General features: G+C 38.2%; 16 protein-coding genes. 11 read left to right on the top strand and 5 right to left on the bottom strand.

The window, feature by feature from the left end; all coding sequences use genetic code 11:
• Positions 1-132: 132 nt before the first annotated feature.
• Both miaA and hfq read left to right on the top strand, forming a co-directional pair.
• Positions 133-1,086, top strand: a complete 954-nt coding sequence (miaA, locus tag ACYFX0_RS03120; protein ID WP_000504289.1) for a tRNA (adenosine(37)-N6)-dimethylallyltransferase MiaA — start codon at positions 133-135, stop codon at positions 1,084-1,086.
• A 21-nt stretch (positions 1,087-1,107) separates the two neighbouring features.
• The gene (hfq, locus tag ACYFX0_RS03115) at positions 1,108-1,332 is read left to right on the top strand and encodes an RNA chaperone Hfq (protein ID WP_000813896.1); all 225 of its coding nucleotides are present in this window, start codon (positions 1,108-1,110) and stop codon (positions 1,330-1,332) included.
• Positions 1,333-1,412: 80 nt separating this feature from the next.
• Here the strand turns inward: hfq and ACYFX0_RS03110 are convergent, their stop codons facing one another.
• Both ACYFX0_RS03110 and ACYFX0_RS03105 read right to left on the bottom strand, forming a co-directional pair.
• Positions 1,413-4,535 carry a Gly-Xaa-Xaa repeat protein gene (locus ACYFX0_RS03110; protein ID WP_460269849.1) on the bottom strand — a complete coding sequence of 1,041 codons (3,123 nt, stop codon included), beginning with the start codon at positions 4,533-4,535 and terminating at the stop codon, positions 1,413-1,415.
• Positions 4,536-4,648: 113 nt separating this feature from the next.
• Positions 4,649-5,614, bottom strand: coding sequence for a tyrosine-type recombinase/integrase (locus tag ACYFX0_RS03105; RefSeq protein WP_000381624.1), 966 nt, complete (start codon positions 5,612-5,614; stop codon positions 4,649-4,651).
• Between the two features lie 264 nt (positions 5,615-5,878).
• On the opposite strand from ACYFX0_RS03105, the gene spoVK reads away from it, so the two are divergent.
• Positions 5,879-6,835, top strand: a complete 957-nt coding sequence (gene spoVK / locus ACYFX0_RS03100; protein ID WP_000438196.1) for a stage V sporulation protein K — start codon at positions 5,879-5,881, stop codon at positions 6,833-6,835.
• 31 nt (positions 6,836-6,866) lie between these two features.
• On the opposite strand, the gene ACYFX0_RS03095 is transcribed toward spoVK, so the two are convergent.
• Complete coding sequence (locus tag ACYFX0_RS03095) at positions 6,867-7,004, bottom strand: hypothetical protein (RefSeq protein WP_016098832.1); 138 nt, start codon at positions 7,002-7,004, stop codon at positions 6,867-6,869.
• 99 nt (positions 7,005-7,103) lie between these two features.
• Positions 7,104-7,727, bottom strand: coding sequence for a trimeric intracellular cation channel family protein (locus tag ACYFX0_RS03090; protein ID WP_000312267.1), 624 nt, complete (start codon positions 7,725-7,727; stop codon positions 7,104-7,106).
• 92 nt (positions 7,728-7,819) lie between these two features.
• Between ACYFX0_RS03090 and hflX the strand changes: the two genes are divergently transcribed.
• The 4 genes from hflX to glnA all read left to right on the top strand — a co-directional run bounded on the left by hflX (position 7,820) and on the right by glnA (position 12,304).
• Entirely contained in the window at positions 7,820-9,094 is a 1,275-nt protein-coding gene (gene hflX, locus ACYFX0_RS03085) for a GTPase HflX (protein ID WP_016098831.1), read from the top strand.
• Entirely contained in the window at positions 9,087-10,358 is a 1,272-nt protein-coding gene (locus ACYFX0_RS03080) for a methionine gamma-lyase family protein (RefSeq protein ID WP_460269846.1), read from the top strand. The genes hflX and ACYFX0_RS03080 overlap by 8 nt, the downstream gene beginning before the upstream one ends.
• A gap of 173 nt (positions 10,359-10,531) precedes the next feature.
• Entirely contained in the window at positions 10,532-10,921 is a 390-nt protein-coding gene (gene glnR / locus ACYFX0_RS03075) for a transcriptional repressor GlnR (protein WP_000656783.1), read from the top strand.
• Between the two features lie 48 nt (positions 10,922-10,969).
• Positions 10,970-12,304, top strand: a complete 1,335-nt coding sequence (gene glnA, locus ACYFX0_RS03070; protein WP_000092763.1) for a type I glutamate--ammonia ligase — start codon at positions 10,970-10,972, stop codon at positions 12,302-12,304.
• Between the two features lie 337 nt (positions 12,305-12,641).
• Here glnA and ACYFX0_RS03065 read toward each other — a convergent pair whose 3' ends face one another.
• A complete protein-coding gene (locus ACYFX0_RS03065) occupies positions 12,642-13,301 on the bottom strand; it encodes a LexA family protein (protein WP_000708856.1) in 660 nt (219 codons plus the stop codon).
• Positions 13,302-13,503: 202 nt separating this feature from the next.
• Here ACYFX0_RS03065 and ACYFX0_RS03060 point away from each other — a divergent pair, with 202 nt between their 5' ends.
• From ACYFX0_RS03060 to ACYFX0_RS03045, 4 genes are all read left to right on the top strand, one after another.
• Complete coding sequence (locus tag ACYFX0_RS03060) at positions 13,504-13,716, top strand: hypothetical protein (RefSeq protein WP_000283430.1); 213 nt, start codon at positions 13,504-13,506, stop codon at positions 13,714-13,716.
• Between the two features lie 196 nt (positions 13,717-13,912).
• A complete protein-coding gene (locus tag ACYFX0_RS03055) occupies positions 13,913-14,671 on the top strand; it encodes an ORF6C domain-containing protein (RefSeq protein WP_106081791.1) in 759 nt (252 codons plus the stop codon).
• An 11-nt stretch (positions 14,672-14,682) separates the two neighbouring features.
• Positions 14,683-14,877, top strand: coding sequence for a hypothetical protein (locus ACYFX0_RS03050; protein ID WP_106081790.1), 195 nt, complete (start codon positions 14,683-14,685; stop codon positions 14,875-14,877).
• Between the two features lie 152 nt (positions 14,878-15,029).
• Entirely contained in the window at positions 15,030-15,917 is an 888-nt protein-coding gene (locus ACYFX0_RS03045; RefSeq protein ID WP_106081789.1) for a DnaD domain protein, read from the top strand.
• Positions 15,918-16,109 lie beyond the last annotated feature (192 nt).

Below are 16,109 nucleotides of genomic sequence, written 5' to 3'. Positions count from 1 at the left end.
GGACAAACTATGTTCTTTTTTATATGTAATTTCATGTACCGAAATGAAAGAACTTGCAATCATGCCGTTAAAATTGGTAAGATTGGGTATAATCAATAGATGGAGTATATTACATAAAGAGAGTTGAATGATATGGGAGAATTGCAACGTGAAAAAGTTGCTGTCATCATTGGACCAACTGCTGTTGGAAAGACGAAGTTAAGTATCGATCTTGCCAAAGCGTTGAACGGTGAAATTATTAGTGGTGATTCCATGCAGATCTATCGAACGATGGATATTGGAACTGCAAAGGTAACAAAAGCAGAGATGGACGGAATTCCACATTATATGGTCGATATAAAAAATCCGGAAGATTCATTTTCTGTCGCGGAATTTCAAGAACGTGTTCGCAAGCATATTCAAGAAATTACAGAACGTGGTAACTTACCAATTATAGTTGGTGGAACCGGTCTTTATATACAATCTGTTTTATTTGATTATCAGTTTACAGATGATGCTGGTGATGTGATATACCGAGAGCAAATGGAAAAGTTAGCTTTAGAACGCGGTGTGGAATATGTACATAAAAAATTGCAAGAAGTAGATCCAGAAAGTGCAGAGCGTATTCATGCAAATAATGTACGACGTGTCATTCGGGCGTTAGAAATTTTCCACACGACGGGTGAAAAAATGAGTGACCAAATTGAGAAACAAGAAAAAGAGTTACTCTATGATGTTTCATTAATTGGCTTGACAATGGATCGAGAAATGCTATACGATCGCATTAACTTACGAGTGGATTTGATGATGGAACAAGGCCTATTAGAGGAAGTAGAAGGGCTGTATAATAGAGGGATACGAGATTGTCAATCTATTCAAGCGATTGGATATAAAGAAATCTATGATTATTTTGAGAATCGAGCCTCTTTAGAAGATGCGGTATCACAATTAAAGACGAATTCGCGTCGTTATGCAAAGCGTCAATTAACGTGGTTCCGTAATAAAATGGATGTCACGTGGTTTGATGTTACAGACGGTGAAAAAACGTCAGAAATTTTACGATACATAGAAGGAAAGTTACAAGTAAAGTCGAATAATAGTAAGTAGAGAAAAAGAGGAGGATTCGACATGAAGCAATCAATCAATATTCAAGATCAGTTTTTAAATCAACTCCGTAAAGAAAATACGTTTGTTACGCTGTACTTATTAAATGGTTTCCAGCTTCGTGGACTAATTAAAGGATTTGATAATTTTACAGTCCTACTGGAAACAGAAGGTAAGCAACAGCTTATTTATAAACATGCAATTTCTACATTTGTACCACAAAAAAATGTTTCAATTGAATTAGAATAGTAATGAATTATTGTACATAACAAAAAAAGAGCGAGTTTCTCGCTCTTTTTTTATTTGTCATAAACAATATATAGTGAAATTTAAGCGATTCTAAATACAGTAAGGCGGATGTTAGTATTTCCTGTCGCAGGAATCGTAATCTCATTAAGAGTAGATTGGACAGAAATTCTTGCACCAGCTACTAATGTTTCGATTGTAGTAAATGAAAGTGAGTCGCCTATTAAATTTGAAGAGAAATTATCAGTTGCGACTGCTCCATTAATTGAAATTCCTACTCCGAGTGGAGCGCATCCTGGCGCAGTTGTAGAAATGGATACGCTAATTACATAAATACCACCGTTGATAACAGTAACTGTATCTGTGCCGTTGAAGATAATATTGTTTACGTTAATTGCAGTACTAAAAATAAAGTTATTAAATTGCAGTACTGTTTGCTGAATATTGTTTGTTACAACAATTGTTGCTACAGGGAAGCTAGGTCCAGTAGGCCCAGTAGGTCCGGTAGGCCCACCAGAAGGTCCAGTAGGTCCAGTAACTCCTATACCAGTAGCGCCGGTAGCACCCGTTGGTCCTTGAATGCCTTGAGGTCCGGTAGCGCCGGTAGCACCCGTGTTACCTTGAACACCTTGAGGTCCAGTGGCACCCGTAGCACCCGTGTTACCTTGAACACCTTGAGGTCCAGTAGCACCAGTAGCGCCAGTAGCACCAGCAGGTCCTTGAATGCCTTGAGGTCCGGTAGCGCCGGTAGCACCCGTGTTACCTTGAACACCTTGAGGTCCAGTGGCACCCGTAGCACCTGTGTTACCTTGAACACCTTGAGGTCCAGTGGCACCCGTAGCACCTGTGTTACCTTGAACACCTTGAGGTCCAGTAGCACCAGTAGCGCCGGTAGCACCCGTGTTACCTTGAACACCTTGAGGTCCAGTAGCACCCGTAGCACCTGTGTTACCTTGAACACCTTGAGGTCCAGTGGCACCCGTGTTACCTTGAACACCTTGAGGTCCAGTGGCACCCGTGTTACCTTGAACACCTTGAGGTCCAGTAGCGCCAGTAGCACCTGTGTTACCTTGAACACCTTGAGGTCCAGTAGCACCCGTAGCACCTGTGTTACCTTGAACACCTTGAGGTCCAGTGGCACCCGTGTTACCTTGAACACCTTGAGGTCCAGTAGCGCCAGTAGCACCTGTGTTACCTTGAACACCTTGAGGTCCAGTAGCGCCAGTAGCACCTGTGTTACCTTGAACACCTTGAGGTCCAGTAGCGCCAGTAGCACCTGTGTTACCTTGAACACCTTGAGGTCCAGTGGCACCAGTAGCACCTGTGTTACCTTGAACACCTTGAGGTCCAGTAGCGCCAGTAGCACCTGTGTTACCTTGAACACCTTGAGGTCCAGTAGCGCCAGTAGCACCTGTGTTACCTTGAACACCTTGAGGTCCAGTGGCACCAGTAGCACCTGTGTTACCTTGAACACCTTGAGGTCCAGTAGCGCCAGTAGCACCTGTGTTACCTTGAACACCTTGAGGTCCAGTAGCGCCAGTAGCACCTGTGTTACCTTGAACACCTTGAGGTCCAGTGGCACCAGTAGCACCTGTGTTACCTTGAACACCTTGAGGTCCAGTAGCGCCAGTAGCACCTGTGTTACCTTGAACACCTTGAGGTCCAGTAGCGCCAGTAGCACCTGTGTTACCTTGAACACCTTGAGGTCCAGTAGCGCCAGTAGCACCAGCAGGTCCTTGAACACCTTGAGGTCCAGTGGCACCCGTAGCACCTGTGTTACCTTGAACACCTTGAGGCCCAGTAGCGCCAGTAGCACCAGTAGCGCCGGTAGCACCCGTGTTACCTTGAACACCTTGAGGTCCAGTGGCACCAGTAGCACCTGTGTTACCTTGAACACCTTGAGGTCCAGTAGCGCCGGTAGCACCCGTGTTACCTTGAACACCTTGAGGTCCAGTAGCACCCGTGTTACCTTGAACACCTTGAGGTCCAGTAGCGCCAGTAGCACCAGCAGGTCCTTGAACACCTTGAGGTCCAGTAGCGCCAGTAGCACCTGTGTTACCTTGAACACCTTGAGGTCCAGTAGCGCCAGTAGCACCTGTGTTACCTTGAACACCTTGAGGTCCAGTAGCGCCGGTAGCACCCGTGTTACCTTGAACACCTTGAGGTCCAGTGGCACCCGTAGCACCTGTGTTACCTTGAACACCTTGAGGTCCAGTAGCGCCGGTAGCACCTGTAGCACCTGTAGCACCTGTAGCACCTGTGTTACCTTGAACACCTTGAGGTCCAGTAGCACCGGTAGCGCCTGTGTTACCTTGAGGTCCCTGAGGTCCGGTAGCACCGGTAGCACCCGCAGGTCCTTGAGCGCCTGTATTGCCGGTAGCGCCTGTGTTACCTTGAGGCCCCTGAGGTCCGGTAGCACCGGTAGCACCCGCAGGTCCTTGAGCGCCTGTATTGCCGGTAGCGCCTGTGTTACCTTGAGGCCCCTGAGGTCCAGTAGCGCCGGTAGCACCCGCAGGTCCTTGAGCGCCTGTATTGCCGGTAGCGCCTGTGTTACCTTGAGGTCCCTGAGGTCCAGTAGCGCCGGTAGCACCCGCAGGTCCTTGAGCGCCTGTATTGCCGGTAGCGCCTGTGTTACCTTGAGGTCCCTGAGGTCCAGTAGCGCCCGTGTTACCTCGAGGTCCAGTGGCACCAGTAGCGCCTGCTGGTCCAGTAGGCCCAGTAGGTCCGGTAGGTCCTTGAATGAACGAAGCAGAATTAACTAGAGCAGTTTGTAATGCTGCTATTAATTTAAGAAGCTCTTGAAGTGTGCAAGGGTCAATTCGGAATAATTTTGTAATGTATAGTAAATAGTTAATGAGATTTTGAAGCTCAATAAATACAGCGCTTGCTACAAAGGTTGGATTTCTTAATATAGTTATTAAGTTTTTAATAATAGCTAACCCTTGTGCTTTCAGGGAGGAAGTAGCGTCTAGTGAACAAATAAATTTACTTAGTAGGTTCAATGTATCGATTAGATCTTCAATGTTTTGGGGAGATGGATTTGCGAAAAGTTTTGGGATTATTTTTGTTAAATCAATAATAATCGCACGAAATGTTCTAAGTTGAGCTTTAGTAATTGGGATTGATGGAGTATTTGGGATTCGTCCGGCGCTACTTGGAAAGCATGGTTTGGAGAATTTGTTTTGACTGTCGTTATAACGAGACATTAAATCTCTCCTTTCTCATGAAAATGTGAACGAAACTCATCATAGTAGATGCAGAAATTAGTTAAATGGTCATAGTAAAATCGTTTGTTTAAAGAAAAAATAGAAAAAACGCCTTACAATAAGGCGTTTTTTCTATTTTCTGCGTATTGATAATATCGCTTTAATGAAATTTTTGATTTGAATCCAGCGAGTTTTATAATTTCTGATTCAGGAGTTTCTTTTTTTATTAAGTTTAAAATATAGGTGTTACGAAAATGTTGTCCTGAAATTCCTTTACGTAAATTGGCTCTAGCCACTTCGAGGCGAATCATTTTTTGTATAGCAATTTCCGTTAATGCCTTTGGTGCATCATTTTCATATACCCACCTGTATGTTCCGCGGTTAAAATCAAATGCGACAAACAATGAATCATCACTATGATACTTAGGACGAACTGGTTCTGGGATACTTTTGTAATAATTATATAGTTGTTTTTTGTCTTCTTTTGCTAATGTAATTGTTCTTTCTACACCTGCGGTTGCTGGGATTGACAATGTGTTAGTTTCAAAGTGAACGTGATGCATTGTTAATGCTGTAAGTTCCTGTAAGGATAAACCGTAGTCGATCAATAAATTTAAAATGGCGATATTGCGATCCATTAATAAAGGGCGCACAGGAAGTTGTTTTTCTGAAAGTCCTTCTAATGAAGTGACTATATACTTTAATCTTTTTTCTTCATCAGGTGAAATGAAATCTTCGTTACGAAGTGTACGGTCTGGTTGAATAGATATTTCCATATTCTTCAATGGATTGGGAATGTTTAGAAAGTGATGCATTCTATTTAGTACAGTAAATACACGATGCATCGTTTTTTCTGAGTAATGTCGATTCGTTTTTAAATCGGAAAAGTAATCTTCGTAGTCTTTTGTACAAAGTGTAGCCCATATATTACTGGAAGGGAGCTTTTTGTTTTTTTCTAACCAATGTCCGAAGTCTTCAACGTCATAAACATAACGTTTAATAGTTGAAGGTTTTCGGCCTTTATTCAATAAAAAAATAGAAAAGGCTTGTATTGTATCATGGAATTCCGTTGTATCCATAGTCCCACCACCTTAATTATTTCTTATATTATAGCAAACTTTTCTGAAAATAGGCATTTACAAGGGGGACAGGAATAATAATATTTGGTGAGTGGATAAAGTGAAACTATAATCAGTGGGGATTTTGTTCATCCTCTGCGATTATTAGTTGAACCAATCGGGCATTTACGGGCGGTTATCTCCCGCTTAAATACCAAGCGTTTGCTGAATGTCGAGGTGGGAGTCTTACTGCCCGCAAATAGCGGGATAAAATGAGGTGATTGTATGGAACAATCGATGCGAAAGAAAAACAACAATCAAATTAATATTGTGTTAAACCATCGAAAGAAAATTTCTTTGCCAGCCACAGAAAATAAAACGGTAATTTCAAATGAAACTACAATTAAACATGAAATGCTGCAGAGAATTGAAGAAGAGATGGGGAAGCTTGTTGGGATGGATGATATAAAAAAGATAATAAAAGAAATATATGCTTGGATTTATGTGAATAAAAAAAGACAAGAGAAGGGATTGAAGTCTGAGAAGCAAGTACTTCATATGTTGTTTAAAGGGAATCCGGGTACAGGGAAGACAACTGTTGCTAGAATGATAGGGAAATTGCTGTTTGAGATGAATATTCTATCGAAAGGCCACTTGGTTGAAGCTGAACGTGCTGATCTTGTAGGAGAGTATATCGGCCATACAGCTCAAAAAACAAGAGACTTAATAAAAAAAGCAATGGGAGGTATTTTGTTTATTGATGAGGCTTATTCTTTAGCTCGAGGAGGAGAGAAGGACTTTGGAAAAGAAGCAATTGATACGCTTGTAAAACATATGGAAGATAAACAACATGGTTTTGTATTGATTTTAGCTGGATATTCAAGAGAGATGAATCACTTTCTTTCATTAAATCCAGGGCTGCAATCTCGTTTTCCATTTATTATTGAATTTGCGGATTACTCGGTAAATCAGCTATTGGAAATTGGAAAGAGAATGTATGAAGATCGTGAATATCAGTTATCGAAAGAAGCTGAATGGAAATTTAGGGATCATTTACATGCGGTGAAGTATTCGTCGCAAATTACATCGTTTAGTAATGGGCGGTATGTACGGAATATTGTTGAAAAATCAATTCGTACACAGGCGATGCGGTTGTTGCAAGAAGATACGTATGATAAAAATGATTTAATTGGAATATCGAGTATGGATTTGATGCTCGAAGAGGAGACGCACAGTACATAAACTGTGCGTCTATTTTTGTGTATAAGTTCGTTTACTCTTTTTTTGCTTTTTCTTGGTGCGCTTTATGGAAGCGTTCCATTTTAGCGCTCTTTTCGTGTGCTGAAATAGGGTCGTGTCCAAATTGGTTTACTGAACTTTTTTGAGCTCCTTTATTAACGTGGTTTGTCATTTGTATTCACCTCACTTTAAAAATTAGTATAAACATTATATAAAGAAAAAATCGTTAGAAAAGAAAAACCTCTTTACGATATGTAAAGAGGTTAGATTGCTATTTATGCATTGAACGTTCTTTCGTTTCGATACGTCTGTGCGGTAAATGCCATTTGTAATGAATAGAAACCATGCGGAAGCAAACAATTAAAATGAATAAAATGTAAAGAGCCCAATCGCTAACAATAATTTGAGCGCCAATTAAGAAACCTGCTAAAATTGTCCAAAAGGCATATACTTCAGCTCGAAGAACGAGAGGTTTTCTGCGGGCTAAAAGGTCGCGAATGATACCGCCGCCGATACCAGTTAAAACAGCTGCCACGATTGTGGCGCTAATTGGTAAATTTAATTTTTGAGCATATAATGCTCCTTGTACAGCAAATGCTGATAAGCCGATAGCGTCAGTGATATTTTCCCACTTTTTCCAATGTCTAATTAACTTATTTGGAAAAAGAAAAATAATAGTCATTGATAAAAGTGCGATTTGGAATAACATGTCTTGTTGCCAAAACGCGACAATCGGATAACCGATTAATAAATTACGAAGGGCACCTCCCCCAAATGCGGTTGCCATTCCTAAAATATACACCCCGAAAATATCATAATCCTCTTCCATTGCAACAATGGCTCCGCTTAGTGCGAAAGCGATTGTGCCTATGATGCTAAAAATCTCCCATGCCATGAATTTTCTCCCCCGCTAACTAGATGAAATGTGCTTCCTCTGCTATTATATTAGAAGGTTTAAATTTCGAAAAGGATGAGTGAACATATTTGATGGAAGAAAAAGAAAAAGTCATATTAGTAGGCTGTCAATTGCCACAAGATGATGATGAAAAATTTATGCATTCCATGAAAGAGCTTGCATCACTAGCGAAGACTGCGCGAGCAGAATTGTTAGTGTCAACAACGCAAAAACGACCAAAGTTCCATCCGGCAACTTACATAGGTAAAGGGAAATTAGAAGAGCTAACAATGTTGACTGAAGAATTAGAGCCGGATGTTATTGTATTTAATAATGAATTAACGCCGAGTCAAATTCGGAATTTATCATCAGTATTAGATGCGAGAGTAATTGATCGAACGCAACTAATACTAGATATTTTTGCGCAACGTGCGAAGTCGAGGGAAGGTAAGCTTCAAGTTGAATTAGCTCAGTTGCAATATACAATGCCACGTCTTATGGGGCAAGGGTTGTCCTTATCACGTCTTGGTGGTGGTATTGGAACGAGAGGACCGGGTGAGACGAAACTTGAGACGGATCGTCGTCATATTCGATCGCGTATTGATGAAATAAAGAAACAACTTGCAGTTGTTGTGGAACATCGAAAAAGATATCGTGAGAGAAGAAAAGACAATAAAGTATTTCAAGTTTCATTAATAGGCTATACAAATGCAGGGAAATCGACACTGTTTAATAGATTAACGGAAGCTAATACGTTTGAAGAAAACCTTCTGTTTGCAACATTAGACCCGACGACGAGGAAGATGCTGTTACCTTCTGGTTATACAGTATTACTGACTGATACTGTTGGTTTTATACAAGATTTACCCACTTCATTAATCGCTGCTTTTCGTTCAACACTGGAAGAAGCGGGGGAAGCAGATGTTATTTTACATGTAGTTGATTCTGCGGATCCTAACTACATAGGGCATGAAAAAACAGTAAAACGATTATTATCAGAACTTGAAATTAATCATATTCCTATTATTACGTTATATAATAAAAAAGATGAATTACATCAAAACTTTATTCCGTTTCCGAAAAGTGATTTCTTAATGACTAGTGCTTTTGAAGAAAGGGATTTATTGCGTATAAAAGAAGCGATAGAAATGAAAATGAAGAAAGAAATGGATCGTTATCGAGTAGAAATCCCTCCGAGTGAAGGTAAGTTATTAACGCTTTTAAAGACGGAAACGTTATTAGCAAAGATGGAGTTTCTGGAAGATAAATTTGTATATGATTGTGCAGGGTATATTTTTACTCATTCATCGCTTAATGTGCAATTAAAGAGATTTTTAGTGGAAGAAGGAGAAAATAAAAATGTTTGATCGTTTGAAAAATGGAGAAAAAATTGCTCCAATCGTAAAAGAAGTAGAGAGTCAGATTACAGAAGTACATAAACGTGCGGATGAAGTAATTGAAAGTAATCAGTTTCGTGTATTAGAAAGTTTTCGTAAACATAAAATTAGTGACTCGCATTTTATCCCGACGACAGGTTATGGTTATGACGATATTGGCCGTGATACGTTAGAAAAAGTGTATGCTGATGTATTTGGGGCGGAAGCTGGACTTGTTCGTCCGCAAATTATTTCAGGTACTCACGCTATTTCTACAGCGTTATTCGGTATTTTACGTCCAGGAGATGAGTTATTGTACATCACTGGGAAACCGTATGATACGTTAGAGGAAATCGTTGGTGTGCGTGGGAAAGGTGTAGGTTCATTTAAAGAATATAATATTGGTTACAATGCAGTTCCGCTAACTGGAGCTGGGCTTGTTGATTTTGAAGCTGTTGCAGTAGCGATTCATAGTAATACGAAAATGATCGGTATTCAGCGCTCGAAAGGTTATGCTACTCGTCCATCGTTTACTATTTCTCAAATTAAAGAGATGATCGCGTTTGTTAAAGAAATTAAACCTGATGTTGTTGTGTTTGTAGATAACTGTTATGGTGAGTTTATTGAAGAGCAAGAGCCATGTCATGTTGGTGCAGATTTAATGGCGGGTTCGCTTATTAAAAACCCAGGCGGGGGAATTGTTAAAACTGGTGGTTACATTGTCGGTAAAGAACAGTATGTTGAAGCGTGTGCATTTCGTTTAACATCTCCGGGAATTGGTGCGGAAGCTGGAGCGTCTTTATACAGTCTGCAAGAAATGTATCAAGGTTTCTTCTTGGCGCCACATGTTGCGGGGCAAGCGCTAAAAGGTGCGATTTTTACAGCTGCTTTTTTAGAAAAGTTAGGAATGAACACGTCACCAGCGTGGAATGCACCAAGAACAGACTTAATTCAATCTGTTCAATTTGATGATAAAGACCGTATGGTTGCCTTCTGTCAAGCGATTCAATATGCATCTCCAATTAATTCGCATTTTACTCCGTATGCAAACTATATGCCGGGTTATGAAGATGATGTAATCATGGCGGCGGGAACGTTTATTCAAGGTGCAAGTATTGAATTGTCTGCTGATGGTCCGATTAGACCACCGTATGTTGCATATGTGCAAGGTGGATTAACGTATTCGCATGTTAAAATTGCGATTTGTTCTGCGATTGATGAATTGATTGAAAAGAATTTATTAACAATTTCTTAAAGGGGAGCTGTCGATATCGGCAGCTTTTTTCGTATAAAAGTAACGATTTATGCGATTAGAAAAAAGAATGAAAAAATTTATAAAAAATCATGTAAGAAAATCTAACATCTATTGACACTAAACATAACATGGTATAAAATGAGAAGCAGTTAAGGCGAAGGAGGAACTGAAAAATGAAAGAAGATAGACGTTCTGCCCCGCTGTTTCCAATTGGTATTGTTATGGATTTAACACAATTGTCTGCACGTCAAATTCGCTACTATGAAGAGCATAATCTTGTTTCTCCAACCCGTACAAAGGGGAATCGTAGATTATTTTCATTTAACGATGTAGATAAGTTGTTAGAGATTAAAGATTTGTTAGATCAAGGCTTGAATATGGCTGGTATTAAGCAAGTGTTACTAATGAAAGAAAATCAAACAGAAGCAGTGAAAGTAAAAGAAGAAACAAAAGAAATTTCAAAAACTGAGCTTCGCAAAATACTTCGAGATGAACTACAACATACAGGTAGATTCAATCGAACTTCATTGCGACAAGGTGACATTTCAAGATTTTTTCACTAAAGATAACTGATTCTGAAGGCGATTAGAGGGACTAAGGAGGAATTTATAATGTCTAGATACACAAAAGAAGATATTTTCCGTTTGGCGAAAGAAGAGAATGTAAAGTATATCCGTTTACAATTTACGGACCTTTTAGGGGTAATTAAAAACGTAGAGATTCCAGTGAGACAATTAACGAAAGCTCTTGATAACAAAATGATGTTTGATGGATCTTCGATTGAAGGTTTCGTACGTATTGAAGAATCTGATATGTATTTATATCCTGATTTAGACACTTGGGTAATTTTCCCTTGGACAGCTGAAAAAGGTAAAGTAGCTCGACTAATCTGTGATATTTACAATGCAGATGGCACTCCATTTGATGGAGACCCACGTAACAACTTAAAACGTGTGTTAAAAGAAATGGAAGCTTTAGGATTTTCAGACTTCAATCTTGGACCAGAGCCAGAATTCTTCCTATTTAAGGTTGATGAAAAAGGAAATCCAACATTAGAACTAAACGATAACGGTGGATACTTCGACCTTGCGCCGATGGATCTAGGGGAAAACTGTCGTCGTGATATCGTTCTTGAACTTGAAGAAATGGGATTTGAAATTGAAGCATCTCACCATGAGGTTGCTCCAGGGCAGCACGAAATTGACTTTAAATATGCAAATGCAATTCGCTCATGTGATGACATTCAAACATTCAAACTTGTTGTAAAAACGATTGCTCGTAAACATGGTTTACACGCAACATTTATGCCAAAACCACTATACGGTGTGAACGGTTCAGGTATGCACTGTAATTTATCATTATTTAAAAATGGTGAGAACGTATTCTTTGATGCAAACGGTGACTTACAATTAAGTGATGATGCTCGTCACTTCATCGCAGGTATTTTGAAACATGCACCAGCGTTTACAGCGATAGCAAACCCAACTGTAAACTCATACAAACGTCTAGTACCTGGATATGAAGCACCTTGTTACGTAGCATGGTCTGCACAAAACCGTAGCCCGTTAGTACGTATCCCTGCATCTCGTGGTATTAGTACACGCGTAGAAGTACGTAGTGTTGACCCAGCTGCAAACCCATATTTAGTAATGGCTACATTATTAGCTGCAGGTCTTGATGGAATTAAAAACAAATTAACTCCACCAGCTGCAGTAGACCGTAACATCTATGTAATGACAAAAGAAGAGCGCGAAGAAGCAGGTATCGTTGACTTACCAGCAACATTAGCGCAAGCGTTAGTTACATTACAATCTAATGAAGTAGTATGCGGTGCACTAGGAGAACACTTACTTGAGCACTTCATCGAAGCGAAAGAGATTGAGTGGGATATCTTTAGAACACAAGTTCACCAATGGGAACGCGATCAATATATGTCTCTATACTAAGAGGCTTAAACCCTTGATACAACTCGTATCAAGGGTTTTTTAATTCCCTATTATTACAATTTTATGTGGTTGCAAAATGAAAAACAGCCACATAAAAGCCAACAATTAATAACAAGTAGTGATATCACAGAAGAACATTATCAGATAAACGTAAGTTTTATATGATTTGTGAAATAAAAAGCCTTGATACTACGGTATCAGGGCTTTTTTAGTGAAGTTATTGGATATATTAACTACTAGATAATGGATTGTTTTTGGTTATTTTGAATTATGTTACTAAGAAAATCTTTTCAAAAGAATCGATCTTATCTTTTTTTAAAATCACTTGTGCTATGACTTAATAATTCTTTACTGCCTGTACAACGCGACCAATGATTTTTACATCTTCAGCTGAAAGATCGTAAGTTTTTGGTTCGTGGATAGGGTCATTACTCAATGGTATTAAAGTAATGATGCTTCCAGATTTTGAAATCTTTTTCACGGTAGCATCATAACCATTGACTTTTACAACAGCAATTTGTCCGTTTTCAACATAAGGAGTTTCCTCTACTAAAACATAAGAACCATCAGGGAATTCGAGATTCATGCTAGTGCCTTTTACAGTAAGGTAAAAATACTTTTTACGCTTGTTTAAAAATGTACTTAGCATTGGTAAATAGCCTTCGATATTTTCTTCAGCGAATATAGGTGTACCAGCTGCTACAGAACCAATGATAGGAATATGAATAATATTTGATTGATCGTTTTGGATGGTTTCATAAATAGAAACTTCTTCTTTAACAGTATTGTCCTCTTGGGTTGCGAGTTTTTCTAAATCATCAGTAGTGATTCCTAATCCCTTACAAACTTTTATTACATTATCAACAGATGCTTTACCAATCCCTCTTGATAACATGGATTGCAGTGTTGTGGGGGGGAGACCTATTTTTTCGGCGAAGGCTCTTTTGCTATAGCCAGCTTCTTTTATTAAGCGTGTTACAACCTCTGCTTTTTTCATTACTTTCACCATCTTTCGTATTAAAATGTATACGATATTGCGTATTTCTGTATATATCATAACCTAACTGAATTTGTTAGTAAATAGAAATGTATACGAAATTGAGTATTTAAATACGTTTTTTTGTTGACTAAATACGAAATTGAGTTTATATTTAAATGGAAATGAACGCAATATCGTACATAAAATAGGTGGTGAGTCGATGTATCCGAATTTGCGTGCAGAGATGGCGAGAAAAAGAATTATGATTACACAAATTTCTTCGCATCTGAAACTTCGCCACGCAACAGTGAGCGACAAAATAAATGGTAAATTTCGTTTTTATTATGATGAAGCTTTTGAAATTAAGAAAACTTTTTTTCCAGAACATAATTTGGAATATCTTTTTGAATTTGAAGAAAACGAAGCGAATTGAAATCGGAGGAGAATTGTTTAAAATGGATAACCGAATTATTGAATAATGACTTAATAAAAGGGTTCATATCATAGTATTTATATTAAATTTCGATAATTAGTTAATCTGTAAAAAGAAAGCAACGAATTATGCGTAGTGCGAAATTATCTCAATACAATAAAGATAGTTCAAAATTAGTAGTGAGGAGGAGATGAGGATGGGGCAATTAACTGACTCATCAGTACATAGTTCATTAGTATTTGAAGTTAATGGCAAAGTAGTAACGGATAGTTTGGTAATTGCAAAGATATTCAAAAAAGATCACTTCGACGTTTTGAAGGAAGTTCGAAAACAAATTGTATATGTAGATGAAGAGTTTGGAGGAGAAAATTTTCACGAGTCCACTTATGTTAATTCAAAGAACAGGCGGATCCCTAAATATGATTTAACAGAAGAAGCATTCACGTTACTTGTTATGGGATATACCACTAGAGAAGCGGTTGGAATGAAAATTAAATTTATGAAAGAGTTCAAACGAATGAAGCAGTATATACAAAATCAACAAAATGTGCCAAAGGATCCAATGGGGGTTTTAAAGTTAACATTTGCTGCGTTAGAAGGGCATACTCAGGAGATACAAGAGATTAAGTCTGAGGTGAAGGAATTGCGAGAAAATACGCCGCTTTATGCTATTGAGTGTGAAGAGATAATAAGGGCTGTAAAGAGGTTAGGTGTTATGTTATTGGGAGGTAAAAATTCAAATTCTTATCAGGATATCGGCCTTAGAAGGAAGTTATATACAGATATTTATAGTCAGTTACATCGGGAATTTGGTGTGAATAGTTATAAAGCTATTAAACGTTATCATTTGGATAGAGCGATACAAATTATTAATGAAGAATATTCAATTCCAACTGTTTTAAATGAAGAAATTACAGTTAAAAACTCAAAAATAAATATGGCAGAAATTCAGTAGGAGGAAAGAACATGCAAAGAAAGATTTTAGTCATTACTAGCAGTTTAGCAGGACTACTAACTGTCAGTGAATTTAAAACAAAAGAAGATGCAAAAGAGCAGGTTAGAAAGCTTATTCAAAAAGGAGTGAGTCAAAATGTGATTCGTATAACACAAGAAATTCCTATGAATATCGAAATTCAAGTGGATGTTGAATTTGAGGAATAAGAGAGGTTTAGGAGAAAATTGATATGGATAGCATAATTGTTTTGAATGAATGTATAAGAAAAGAATCCGTTCCAGCGGATTCTATAAGAAAAAATATCTCTAGATAAGTATACCATTGAATACCGTTTTTGAGAATTTATGAGGTGGCTAGTATGGGAATTATTCGAGTGAAAAAAGATAGTAATTATTCCGTTATAAATAATACTGGTTTAAAAGATGAAAGGTTGTCTTGGAAAGCGAAAGGAATCTTAGCCTATGCGCTTACATTACCAGACGATTGGACTTTTCATATTAGCGAATTAGCTCGACATGCTAAGGATGGAGAAGATTCGCTCCGTACAGGTTTTAAGGAATTAAAAGAATTAGGTTATGTAAAACGTTATCCTGTTCGTGATGGGAATACCAAAAAAATTACAAGGTGGGATACGGAAATTTACGAAACGCCACAAAGGAACATGCCACAAGTGGAAAACCAAGATGTGGTAAAGCCATATGAGGAAAATCAAGCACTACTAAATACTAATAGAATAACTACTAATAAACGAAATACTAATATACAAAATACTAATCATTATGATGATATTGATAAATTAGATTCTTGTGTATCCAGCAATGAGAAGGTTAAAGTAAGTTGCAACTTTATTAAGGGGACGGGCATTCCGTTAAGTGAAATTGCAATTGCAGAGTTGGGGGATTTTTGTAATTTGTTTAGTGATGAATTAATTCAGCATGCAATTAATAAAGCCGTTGATGAGAATGCACCAAGATGGAACTACATTAAGGCTATATTGAGGAATTGGAAGGAGCAAGAAGTTAAAACATTAGTTGATGTGGCCATACTAGATAGACGTTTCGAAATGAGCAAGAAAAAGAAATATAATGGGATAGGTAGGAAGTATTCAAATAGAAAAGAGATTGTACCTTATTGGTTATACAAAGATGATGAATCAACAAATCAAGAAGAGGAAAGAAAAATCGTGCAATCTACTGATGAAGAGCGTGAGAGATTACAAGAAGTGTTAAATAAATATAAGTCATAAGAAAAAACGTTAGATGATTTTGTTATTTTGAAATATATTACCTTAATAAAAAATAATACATTTATATTCTTTAAAGATTCCCGATGCATAGTGAACAGTATTATAAAGATATTAGTGAATGTTTGGATCAAGTATGAACCATTTGTAATTTCAGTTTATTTCTTAAAGTTCTATGGGAACTGTTAGAAGTTT

The organism is Bacillus sp. NEAU-Y102, from assembly GCF_054788175.1.
This window is presented reverse-complemented; position numbering and strand designations above follow the sequence as displayed.

What these genes read in the sequence shown, in the direction of transcription:
- miaA (WP_000504289.1), top strand. Translation starts at nt 133, where the DNA reads ATGGGAGAATTGCAACGTGAAAAAGTTGCTGTCATCATTGGACCAACT.
- hfq (WP_000813896.1), top strand. Translation starts at nt 1,108, where the DNA reads ATGAAGCAATCAATCAATATTCAAGATCAGTTTTTAAATCAACTCCGT.
- ACYFX0_RS03110 (WP_460269849.1), bottom strand. Translation starts at nt 4,535, where the DNA reads ATGTCTCGTTATAACGACAGTCAAAACAAATTCTCCAAACCATGCTTT.
- ACYFX0_RS03105 (WP_000381624.1), bottom strand. Translation starts at nt 5,614, where the DNA reads ATGGATACAACGGAATTCCATGATACAATACAAGCCTTTTCTATTTTT.
- spoVK (WP_000438196.1), top strand. Translation starts at nt 5,879, where the DNA reads ATGGAACAATCGATGCGAAAGAAAAACAACAATCAAATTAATATTGTG.
- ACYFX0_RS03095 (WP_016098832.1), bottom strand. Translation starts at nt 7,004, where the DNA reads ATGACAAACCACGTTAATAAAGGAGCTCAAAAAAGTTCAGTAAACCAA.
- ACYFX0_RS03090 (WP_000312267.1), bottom strand. Translation starts at nt 7,727, where the DNA reads ATGGCATGGGAGATTTTTAGCATCATAGGCACAATCGCTTTCGCACTA.
- hflX (WP_016098831.1), top strand. Translation starts at nt 7,820, where the DNA reads ATGGAAGAAAAAGAAAAAGTCATATTAGTAGGCTGTCAATTGCCACAA.
- ACYFX0_RS03080 (WP_460269846.1), top strand. Translation starts at nt 9,087, where the DNA reads ATGTTTGATCGTTTGAAAAATGGAGAAAAAATTGCTCCAATCGTAAAA.
- glnR (WP_000656783.1), top strand. Translation starts at nt 10,532, where the DNA reads ATGAAAGAAGATAGACGTTCTGCCCCGCTGTTTCCAATTGGTATTGTT.
- glnA (WP_000092763.1), top strand. Translation starts at nt 10,970, where the DNA reads ATGTCTAGATACACAAAAGAAGATATTTTCCGTTTGGCGAAAGAAGAG.
- ACYFX0_RS03065 (WP_000708856.1), bottom strand. Translation starts at nt 13,301, where the DNA reads ATGAAAAAAGCAGAGGTTGTAACACGCTTAATAAAAGAAGCTGGCTAT.
- ACYFX0_RS03060 (WP_000283430.1), top strand. Translation starts at nt 13,504, where the DNA reads ATGTATCCGAATTTGCGTGCAGAGATGGCGAGAAAAAGAATTATGATT.
- ACYFX0_RS03055 (WP_106081791.1), top strand. Translation starts at nt 13,913, where the DNA reads ATGGGGCAATTAACTGACTCATCAGTACATAGTTCATTAGTATTTGAA.
- ACYFX0_RS03050 (WP_106081790.1), top strand. Translation starts at nt 14,683, where the DNA reads ATGCAAAGAAAGATTTTAGTCATTACTAGCAGTTTAGCAGGACTACTA.
- ACYFX0_RS03045 (WP_106081789.1), top strand. Translation starts at nt 15,030, where the DNA reads ATGGGAATTATTCGAGTGAAAAAAGATAGTAATTATTCCGTTATAAAT.